Source organism: Arthrobacter sp. K4-10C, from assembly GCF_059090085.1.
Map to the genome: position 1 here is coordinate 322297 of NZ_JBNHFI010000005.1, position 10220 is coordinate 332516.

At 63.1% G+C, this 10220-nt stretch carries 8 protein-coding genes and 1 pseudogene; 2 read left to right on the top strand and 7 right to left on the bottom strand.

Annotated elements, in window-relative coordinates; all coding sequences use genetic code 11:
* Positions 1-79: 79 nt before the first annotated feature.
* The 4 genes from nrdF to nrdH form a co-directional block, all read right to left on the bottom strand.
* Positions 80-1054 (bottom strand): class 1b ribonucleoside-diphosphate reductase subunit beta, encoded by a 975-nt coding sequence (gene nrdF / locus AC5RUU_RS09270; protein WP_493974903.1) that lies wholly within the window; start codon positions 1052-1054, stop codon positions 80-82.
* Between the two features lie 95 nt (positions 1055-1149).
* Positions 1150-3270: a class 1b ribonucleoside-diphosphate reductase subunit alpha gene (nrdE, locus tag AC5RUU_RS09275; protein WP_493974920.1), complete on the bottom strand. Its 2121-nt coding sequence runs from the start codon at positions 3268-3270 to the stop codon at positions 1150-1152.
* A 20-nt stretch (positions 3271-3290) separates the two neighbouring features.
* A complete protein-coding gene (nrdI, locus tag AC5RUU_RS09280; protein WP_493974921.1) occupies positions 3291-3761 on the bottom strand; it encodes a class Ib ribonucleoside-diphosphate reductase assembly flavoprotein NrdI in 471 nt (156 codons plus the stop codon).
* A gap of 109 nt (positions 3762-3870) precedes the next feature.
* A complete protein-coding gene (nrdH, locus tag AC5RUU_RS09285) occupies positions 3871-4116 on the bottom strand; it encodes a glutaredoxin-like protein NrdH (RefSeq protein ID WP_013601222.1) in 246 nt (81 codons plus the stop codon).
* Between the two features lie 511 nt (positions 4117-4627).
* Here nrdH and AC5RUU_RS09290 point away from each other — a divergent pair.
* Positions 4628-5545: a LysR family transcriptional regulator gene (locus AC5RUU_RS09290; protein ID WP_493974922.1), complete on the top strand. Its 918-nt coding sequence runs from the start codon at positions 4628-4630 to the stop codon at positions 5543-5545.
* Positions 5546-5590: 45 nt separating this feature from the next.
* Positions 5591-6097, top strand: a complete 507-nt coding sequence (locus AC5RUU_RS09295; protein ID WP_493974904.1) for a DUF2004 domain-containing protein — start codon at positions 5591-5593, stop codon at positions 6095-6097.
* Positions 6098-6169: 72 nt separating this feature from the next.
* Here the strand turns inward: AC5RUU_RS09295 and metE are convergent, their stop codons facing one another.
* From metE to AC5RUU_RS09310, 3 genes and pseudogenes are all read right to left on the bottom strand, one after another.
* Positions 6170-8500, bottom strand: a complete 2331-nt coding sequence (gene metE, locus AC5RUU_RS09300; protein WP_493974905.1) for a 5-methyltetrahydropteroyltriglutamate--homocysteine S-methyltransferase — start codon at positions 8498-8500, stop codon at positions 6170-6172.
* Between the two features lie 61 nt (positions 8501-8561).
* A complete protein-coding gene (locus AC5RUU_RS09305; RefSeq protein WP_493974906.1) occupies positions 8562-9524 on the bottom strand; it encodes a methylenetetrahydrofolate reductase in 963 nt (320 codons plus the stop codon).
* A gap of 202 nt (positions 9525-9726) precedes the next feature.
* Positions 9727-10220, bottom strand: a pseudogene (locus AC5RUU_RS09310) (HNH endonuclease); the annotation flags it as partial.

Consider the following 10220-nt stretch of genomic DNA (forward strand, 5'->3'; position numbering starts at 1 on the left):
CCTCACCATCCACCATCGAAAGGAAGTGCCCTGCAGGGAAAGTCCATGCAGGGCACTTGAGATTCAACAACACCGGTGGCTAGAAGTCCCAGTCCTCGTCTTCGGTGTTGACGGCCTTGCCGATGACGTACGAGGAGCCCGACCCCGAGAAGAAGTCGTGGTTCTCGTCTGCGTTCGGTGACAGCGCAGACAGGATGGCCGGGTTCACGTCAGTGACCGAAGCCGGGAACATGGCCTCGTAGCCCAGGTTCATCAGGGCCTTGTTGGCGTTGTAGTGCAGGAACTTCTTGACGTCCTCGGCCAGGCCGACGCCGTCGTAGAGGTCGTGTGTGTACTGGACTTCGTTCTCGTAGAGTTCGAAGAGCAGTTCGAAGGTGTAGTCCTTGATCTCCTGGCGACGCTCCTCGGAAACTGTCTCAAGGGCGCGCTGGAACTTGTAGCCGATGTAGTAGCCGTGCACGGCCTCGTCACGGATGATCAGGCGGATCAGGTCAGCCGTGTTCGTAAGCTTGGCGCGCGATGACCAGTACATGGGCAGATAGAAGCCCGAGTAGAACAGGAAGCTTTCCAGCAGCGTGGAGGCGACCTTGCGCTTCAGGGGGTCATCGCCCTGGTAGTAGTCCATGACGATCTGTGCCTTCTTCTGAAGGTTCTCGTTTTCGGTGGACCAGCGGAAGGCGTCGTCAATCTCCTTGGTGGAGCACAGCGTGGAGAAAATCGACGAGTAGCTCTTGGCGTGTACGGCCTCCATGAACGCGATGTTCGTGTAGACGGCTTCCTCGTGCGGGGTCAGCGCATCCGGGATGAGGGAGACGGCGCCCACGGTGCCCTGGATGGTGTCCAGCAGGGTCAGGCCGGTGAAGACCCGCATGGTGAGTTGCTGCTCTGCGGGCGTGAGGGTGTTCCAGGACTGGACGTCGTTGGACAGCGGCACCTTTTCCGGCAGCCAGAAGTTGTTGACCAGGCGGTTCCAGACTTCCACGTCCTTTTCGTCCTGGATCCGGTTCCAGTTGATGGCCTCAACGTGGCTCAGCAGCTTGACCTTCTCGGTCATTTCTTCCCCTCAATGTTGGGTGGTTCTCTACGTTAAAGCGTACGACGGCGGGCGGGCACCCGCCGTCGTACGTCCAAGTTTGGTTTAAGCTGCAACTAAAGCATGCAGCTTACGCAACCCTCAACCTCGGTTCCTTCCAGCGCGAGCTGGCGGAGACGGATGTAGTAGATGGTCTTGATGCCCTTGCGCCACGCGTAGATCTGGGCCTTGTTGATGTCGCGGGTGGTGGCGGTGTCCTTGAAGAACAGCGTCAGGGACAGACCCTGGTCCACGTGCTGCGTGGCAGCGGCGTAGGTGTCGATGATCTTCTCGTAGCCGATCTCATACGCGTCCTGGTAGTACTCCAGGTTGTCGTTCGTCAGGTACGGCGCGGGGTAGTAGACCCGGCCGATCTTGCCTTCCTTGCGGATCTCGATCTTGGACGCCACCGGGTGGATCGAGGAGGTGGAGTTGTTGATGTAGGAGATCGAGCCCGTCGGCGGAACAGCCTGCAGGTTCTGGTTGTAGATCCCGTGCTCCATGACGGACGCCTTAAGCGCCAGCCAGTCAGCCTGCGTGGGGATGTGCACGTTCTTGAACAGTTCCCGCACCTTCTCGGTCTGCGGCACCCACTCCTGCTCGGTGTACTTGTCAAAGAACTCACCCGACGCGTACTTGGATTTCTCGAAGCCGCCGAACGTCTGGCCTGTCTCGATGGCCAGCAGGTTGGACGCGCGGATGGCGTGGAACACCACCGAGTAGAAGTAGATGTTGGTGAAGTCCAGGCCCTCTTCGGAACCGTAGTGCACCCGCTCGCGCGCCAGGTAGCCATGCAGGTTCATCTGGCCCAGGCCGATGGCGTGGCTCTGGTCATTGCCCTTGGCGATGGAGGGCACCGAGGTGATGTTGGACATGTCGGACACTGCCGAGAGGGACCGGATGGCCGTTTCGATGGTCAGCCCGAAGTCCGGCGAGTCCATGGTCTTCGCGATGTTCAGCGAGCCCAGGTTGCAGGAGATGTCCTTGCCGGTGTCAGCGTAGGACAGGTCATCGTTGTACGTGGTGGGCTGGGAAACCTGGAGGATCTCCGAGCACAGGTTGGACATGATGATCTTGCCGTCGATCGGGTTCTCGCGGTTTACGGTGTCCTCGAACATGATGTACGGGTAGCCGGACTCGAACTGGATCTCGGCGAGGGTCTGGAAGAACTCGCGGGCCTTGATCTTGGTCTTCTTGATCCGGGAATCGTCCACCATCTCGTAGTACTTCTCGGTGACCGAGACATCGGAGAACGGCATGCCGTAGACGCGCTCCACGTCATACGGCGAGAACAGGTACATGTCCTCGTCCTTCTTGGCCAGTTCGAAGGTGATGTCCGGGATGACGACGCCCAGCGAGAGGGTCTTGATACGGATCTTTTCGTCTGCGTTCTCGCGCTTGGTGTCCAGGAAGCGGTAGATGTCCGGGTGGTGCGCGTGCAGGTATACCGCACCGGCACCCTGGCGGGCACCGAGCTGGTTGGCGTAGGAGAAGCTGTCTTCGAGGAGCTTCATCACGGGGATGACACCGGAGGACTGGTTCTCGATCTGCTTGATGGGCGCACCCACCTCGCGGATGTTGGTCAGCGCGAACGCCACGCCGCCGCCGCGCTTGGAGAGCTGCAGGGCGGAATTGATGGAGCGGCCGATCGACTCCATGTTGTCTTCGATGCGCAGCAGGAAGCAGGAGACCAGCTCGCCGCGCTGCTTCTTGCCGGCGTTCAGGAATGTGGGGGTGGCCGGCTGGAAGCGGCCCTCGATGATCTCATCCACCATCTGGGTGGCCAGCTGTTCGTTGCCGCGGGCCAGGTGCAGCGCCACCATGCAGACGCGGTCCTCGTAGCGCTCCAGGAAACGCTTGCCGTCGAATGTCTTCAGTGTGTAGGACGTGTAGAACTTGAACGCGCCCAGGAAGGTCTCAAAGCGGAACTTCTTCTTGTACGCACGGTTGAACAGCTCACGGATGAAGTTCATCGTGTACTGGTCCAGGGTTTCGCGCTCGTAGTACTGGTTCTTTACCAGGTAGTCGAGCTTTTCCTCCAGGTCGTGGAAGAACACGGTGTTGTTGTTGACGTGCTGCAGGAAGTACTGGTGCGCGGCCTCGCGGTCCGCTTCGAACTGGATTTCGCCGCTGGGACCGTACAGGTTCAGCATTGCGTTCAGCTCGTGATAGCCCAGTCCCTTGTACGCGGCCGGCATCTCGGGCTTCTGGGCCCTGGTTACTTCCGTGTCTGCGACAGTCGTGTCCAAAACGTGTCCAATCCATTGTTGACGCGGGACACGTCGTCTGGCGTGCCCATTAATTCGAAGCGGTAGAGGTGCGGTACTCCGCATTTGGCGGCGATGATGTCGCCCGCCAGGCAGTAGTTGTCACCGAAGTTTGTGTTGCCGGCTCCGATGACCCCGCGGAGCAGTTGCCTGTTCTGCGGGTTGTTCAAAAACCGGATGACCTGCTTGGGGACGGACCCCTCTCCCCCGGTGCCGCCGTAGGTGGGCACCACCAGCACAAACGGCCGGGTGGCTAGAAGGGGTGCGTCCCTGGGGTACAGCGGAATCCGGGACACCTCGCGGCCGAGCTTCGAGACGAAGCGGCTGGTGTTCTCGGACGCCGAGGAAAAATAGATGAGCTGGCTGCTTGTCCGGACTGCTTCCGGGTCATTCAAAATCCGGGCCGGCGGGGACACCTCCACGCGCTGAGCCGCGTGGATCTGCGAAGCCGTGTGGCCTTGCTGTGCTGTTGGCGCTGCCGTGGGAGTCACCTCAGCTGGTTGATGGTTGCCGGCAGGAAAAGCAGGACCCCTAGGCCACGGAGGAAACGGCCGAGAGGGCCAGTTCCTCGATCTTGTCCGGGCGGAAACCTGACCAGTGGTCCTGGTCCGTGACCACAACGGGTGCCTGCATGTAGCCCAGTGCCTTCAGGCGCTCGAGGGCCTCTGCATCCTGGGAAATGTCAACGCTCTGGTAGGTGATGCCCTTCTTGTCGAGCGCACGGTAGGTGGCGTTGCACTGAACACAAGCAGGCTTGGTGTAAACCGTTACGGTCATGGTCGCTGTCCCCTTTTGTCGAAATCGTCGCTGGCCCGGTGTCCCCGTCCAAGCTGTATGTCGATACTACATGTAGTGCAGACGCCTCTTTGGAACCCCAAGATGATGTATTACAAGTATGTCATTTAATGCACCGTTAATCCACAGGCAGGCCCCTTCAAAATGTCCGGAATCACGGCTTTTTCACGGACGGAATCCACACCCTGTGGAGTAGTTAGGCACAATTAACGCCCAGCGTGTCGCGCGAAAGACGGCGTGTCGCATCCGTGAACGGGGCACCGTGAGGGCACCGAGAACGGCATCGAAGTGACCTTCGGAACCCCTCCTGGTGATTAACGGCACGACGGCGGCAAGGGCCGGGACCCCGGATCCGGCCGTCGCCGGAGCTGCGCTTCCTGAACACTTGCCAAGGGTGGGTATGCAGAGTGCCATTCGGCGCCGCCGGTGCCGCTGAGGAGTGCGGCCCGGAATGGCCCACACGGAATGGTTTTTCGCAGAGTACTGTGGGCTGGTGGTAAATCCGGTACACCTGAAAACCCTCATGGAGGTCACGCGGCTCGGCTCGTTCGCGGCCGCCGCGTCAACGCTGGGCTACACGGCCTCCGCCGTCTCCCAACAGATGTCTGCCCTGGAACGGGACACCGGCGTGGTCCTGTTCCAGCGCTCGGCGCGGAGCGTTGTCCCCACGGAGGCCGCCGTCGTCATGACCAGGCACGCCGCCAAGGTGCTGACAGACATCGAGGCGCTGATGGCCGCCGCCGCCAAAACCCAGGACAGCGCCAGCCAGGAACTCCGGCTCGGGATCTTTCCCAGCCTGGCCACCTATGTCCTGCCTCGGATCCTGAAGAACCCTGCATGGAAGAACCTGGGCATCGACCTGAAAGTGTCCGTGGCTGAACCTGGCCAGACTATCCAGGGCCTGCGCACCGGCGGGGACCTTGACCTGGCCGTAGTGTTCCAGGTGGGCCAGACCGGTGTGGCGTGGCCGGCCACCATCAACCGGCAGTGGATCGGTGACGACGACTTCCGGGTGGTCCTGCCCGCCGGATGGGGCTTCCGTCCCGATGCGAAAGTGGCGGCTGACCATCTCTCGGAGTTGCCTTGGATCATGCACCATCCCGGGACCAGCGACGCCATGGTGATCGAGCGGCTCTTCGCCGGCTGCAACCTCCACCCGCGGGTAGTGGCGCACAGCGACGACTTCCACGCCAGTCTTGAAATGGCGGCCGCCGGCCTCGGAGCCGCACTGGTACCGGAGCTTGCGTTGCGGAACAAGCCCGCAGGGGTTGTGGTCCTCGACGTTCCCGAGATCCGGCTGGCCCGCAACGTCTTCGCGCTGCTGATAAACGACCGGAAAACCGCCCGCGTCCAGCTCTTCGTTGACCTGCTGGCCGAGACGTTGGCGGGAATGCGCACGTCGGTGAATTAGGCCTGAACGCTGGAATGGTCTGCTCTTCGGGTCTATGTTGAGAATATGAACAAGGTAGCGAGCCAGCACTTTGGAGAGATCGAGCTCAATCACGGCAGGGATCACTCCATCGCCGCCAAGCATGAACTGCGCGGCCATCCACTGGAACTCGACCTGAACATCACCGCCCACGACCACCTCGACGAAGCCGCACTGCGCAAGGTTGACTACCGGCTGCGCTTCCTCCCGGAACTCGTGGACGAAGTCCGCGACAAGATTGCCGAGGAACTGGAGCAGGAGGGCACCAGTCCGCAGGAGTATCTGCATTTCCACTGCAGCGCCCTCAAGGACGAGCACCTGCATAAGGTCTTCGGTGTGGAGGAACGCAGCCAGCTGACCAATGAGGTGTTCCTCAAAGCACTGAAACTGGGCCACGTGGGCATATACCCCGGCCAGCCTGAACGCTACTTCGTTTTGGACTTCACCCTCGGCGAGCACTTCACGGACGAAGTCCTGGTGGCCTCTGCCGACGAAGACGGTGTTGTGGACGACGAGATCCTCTGGGAGTCCTGAAAAAACTGCTTCCTAAGCACGACGCCGGCCGGTCCCCCGTAAGGTGACCGGCCGGCGTCGTGCTTTCGGTGGTTACTTGGCGGCTTCCAGCAGTTCCGCACGGACCGCCTGGGTTGCCTTGACCAGGTTGCGCAGCGACTCTTCGGTCTCGGCGTAGCCGCGGGTCTTCAGGCCGCAGTCCGGGTTGACCCACAGTTGGCGGGACGGAACGTGCTTGACGGCGGTGCTGAGCAGTTCGGTGACTTCCTGCTCGCCCGGGACGCGGGGCGAGTGGATGTCGTAGACGCCCGGGCCAACGCCGCGGCCAAAGCCGTGGGACTCGAGGTCGTGGACAACCTCCATGCGGGAGCGGGCCGCCTCGATGGAGGTCACGTCTGCGTCGAGGCCGTCGATCGCGTCGATGATCACGCCGAACTCGGAGTAGCAGAGGTGGGTGTGGATCTGGGTGGCGTCAGCCGCACCCGCGGTGGCCAGGCGGAAGGAGTCCACGGACCACTTCAGGTAGCCGGCGTGGTCAGCCTTGCGCAGCGGGAGGAGTTCGCGCAGCGCGGGCTCGTCCACCTGGATAATCCTGATGCCCGCCGCTTCGAGGTCGGCAATCTCGTCGCGCAATGCCAGGCCAACCTGGTTGGCGGTCTCGCCCAGCGGCTGGTCGTCGCGGACGAAGGACCACGCCAGGATGGTGACCGGACCGGTAAGCATGCCCTTCATCGGCTTGTTGGTCAGGGACTGTGCGTACTTCGCCCACTCAACGGTGATCGGAGCCGAACGCGTGACGTCACCCCAGAGTATGGACGGGCGGGTGCAGCGTGAGCCATAGGACTGGACCCAGCCGTGCACTGTCACGTCAAAGCCTTCAAGGTTCTCGGCGAAGTACTGCACCATGTCGTTGCGCTCTGGCTCGCCGTGCACCAGGACGTCATAGCCGAGCTCTTCCTGCAGGTCCACAACGCGCTTGATCTCGTCCTTCATGAGCTGCTGGTACTGCTCGTCGCTCAGCTCGCCCTTGGTGTTGCGGGCGCGGGCCGAGCGGATTTCGGACGTCTGCGGGAAGGAACCGATGGTGGTGGTGGGCAGCGGCGGCAGCTGCAGCGCCTCTTCCTGGGCGGCCGCGCGGACCGAGTACTCGGAACGGGCAAAGTCTCCGGCAGTCAGGGCTTCGGTGCGGGCACGGACGTCGGCACGGCGGACGCCTTCGGCGGTGGCGCGGGAAGCGATCAAGGCTGTTGCCTCGTCGATCGCAGCCTTGGCGGAGGCGGGGTCGGCCAGGTAGGAAGCGAGGGTCTTGACTTCAACGGCCTTCTGGTCGGAGAAGGCCAGCCAGCTGCGGAGCTGCTCGGACAGCAGGGTCTCCTCCGCGACGTCATGCGGGACGTGCTGGGTGGAGGTGGAGGTGGAGACGGCGAGCTTCCCGGCGGCGGCCTTCAGGGCGTCCAGCTTGGCGGCCGAGGCGGCGAGGTCGTTGCGCCAGATGTTGTGGCCGTCGACTACACCGGCAACCAGGGTCTTGTTGCCCAGGCCTGCCAGGGCTGCTGCCGACGGAACCGCGCCCTTGAAGACGTCGATGTGCAGGGCGTCGATGTTCGTGGCCGCAAGGGTGCCGAGCTGGTTGTCCAGCGAACCGTACGGAGTGGCAACGAGGATCTGCGGGCGGTTGGCTGCAGCGGCGAGGACTTCGTATGCGCGGGCAACGGCTGCTTCCACTTCGGCGGCGGGGGTGTCCTGGTCGACAACCAGTGCGGGCTCGTCGAGCTGGACCCAGCTGGCGCCGGCGGCGGCCAGCTTCTCGAGCAGCTGGACGTAGACGGGCAGGATGTCCTCAAGGCGGGACAGCGGCGCGAACCCGGCCGGGGCGGCGTCGGAAGCCTTCGACAGCAGCAGGTACGTGACCGGGCCGACGATGTACGGGCGGGTCTCGATGCCGTTGGCCAGGGAGAAGGTGAACTCGTCCACCTTGGCTGTTGAGGCGAGGGTGAACTCGGTCTCCGGGCCGATTTCCGGAACCAGGTAGTGGTAGTTGGTGTCGAACCACTTGGTCATTTCAAGCGGCTGCTGTTCCTTGTTGCCGCGGGCCAGGGTGAAGTAGCCGTCAATGTCCAGCTGGCCCTCATCGTTGAGGAGCTTTCCGAAACGGGCGGGCACGGCGCCGAGGTGCGCGGTGGCGTCCAGGACCTGGTCGTAGTAGGAGAAGGTGCCGGGGATGGCTGCGGCCTCGGTCAGGCCGAGTTCCTGCAGGCGCCTGGCGATGGTCAGCTGGATGTCCTTGGCGGCGGCGTCCAGGGCGGCGGCGTCGATCTTGCCGGCCCAGTAGGCCTCGACGGCCTTCTTCAGCTCGCGGCGGCGGCCAATGCGGGGGTAGCCCAGGAGCGAGGCGGACGGGAAGGAAGTGTTGTTTTCAGGCATGGCAAAGTTCCTCTATTCGGGAGGTGTGCGTCTAAGGCTATGGATGGTCGGCGGGAGCCGGTCAGCTGGCAAGCTGGCGGGCCGCTGATGCACGGCGGCTGCCGGATCGGCTGCTCCGCGGAAGGGCCAGCTTGTCCAGCACTTCCAGCGCGCTTTGATGCTCATTGAAGGTGTACAGGTGGATGCCGGGCGCACCGGCTTCCAGGGCCGCATTGGCCAGGTCCACCGTGGCGTCGACGCCGATGTGGAGCCGTTCCAGATCGCTGTCGGCGGCGGCCAGGCGGGCCATCAGCTCCGGGGCGGGTTCCACGCCGGCCAGTTCACCCAGCCGGTTGAGCCGGCGGAGGCTGGTGAGTGGCATGACGCCCGGGATGATGGGAATGGTAACCCCAGCCCGGCGCGCCCTGGTCAACAGGTCCGCGTACTGGTCCGCGTGGAAGAAGACCTGGGTGATGGCGAAATCGGCGCCGGACCGCTGCTTTGCCAGAAGCACCTCGACGTCGTGCCCCTCGCTTGGCGATTCGGGATGGCGGGTGGGGTAGGCCGCCACGCCAACCGCGATTTTCCCCGCGCAGAGCAGTGCGGAACGGCGCTGCTCAACCCGGCGGATGAGGTCGATCAGATCCTGGGCGTAGCGCAGCGACCCGTCCACCGGCTCGCCGCCGTCCTTGGGAAGATCGCCGCGGAGGGCAAGGATGCCGCGCACCCCGGTGTCCAGCAGTTGGCCGATGATCCCAGCCAGTTCCTGCGGCGTGTTGCCGACGCAGGTCAAGTGGGCCAGCGGCCGGAGCGTGGTTTCAAGCAGGAGCCGATTGATGAGCTCGACGGCGGTGTCCCGGTTGGATCCGCTGGCGCCGTAGGTGACGGAGACATAGTCCGGCTCTGTGGTTTCGAGTTCACGGATGGTGGTCCAGAGAGTCTCCGCGGCTGCCGGCGAACGGGGCGGGAACAGCTCGTAGGAAAGCGCCACCGGGGCGGCGTCCGAGAGATGGGGGTGTGTGTCAGTAAGGCTTGGTGGTGACATTTGCGTCCTTGGCTTTGGGCCATTGAGGTCTGCCTGCCACAGGGGTGAAGGCAACCGGCAATGAATTGAGTTTGGGGAACACACGAAAGAACTTCACAGGACGCAGCCGCGACTGTTACGCCTGAAATGAAGTTGTCCGTGAGCAAATGTCAGGCCCACATGGGGGCACCCACACCCTCCGGCACGGAGGATCGCTGACACGTTACCGCGGTAACTTGTATAAGACTCTAGGAGCGGCCGGCGGAGCATTCAAATCGGCCTCCGAATTAAGACGCACTTTTACGACTTGTTTCGTTGCTGGACGGAATAATCTTCGCCAAACCGGCTGCTTTGTTACGGTGCCTCCTGTTGTTCCCGGCCTGCCGCCAGCGGCAGCCGCGGTTCGTAGTGTGCCGGGGAGTGGTGGTGCGGTGGATTGGTAGGTGTGGCCGGTGGGGGTCCGGGTCTGGACTGCGTGGCGGACTGCATGGCGTGGTCCCAGTACCGGTTCGGCCGTCCAGCGGGGGGGTTTCCTTGGTGTGGTTGCAGGCCTCGCAGAGCCCCTGGCCGTTGCCGGCATTGGTGGAGCCGCCGTCGTGCCAGGCGGTGATGTGGTCGTCATGGCGGATCGGCGCGTCGCAATACGGGGTGCGGCAGGTGTCGTCCCGGACCTGGAGGAAGCGTTTGAGCCCTGCCGGGAAGAGCCGGGCCTTCGAA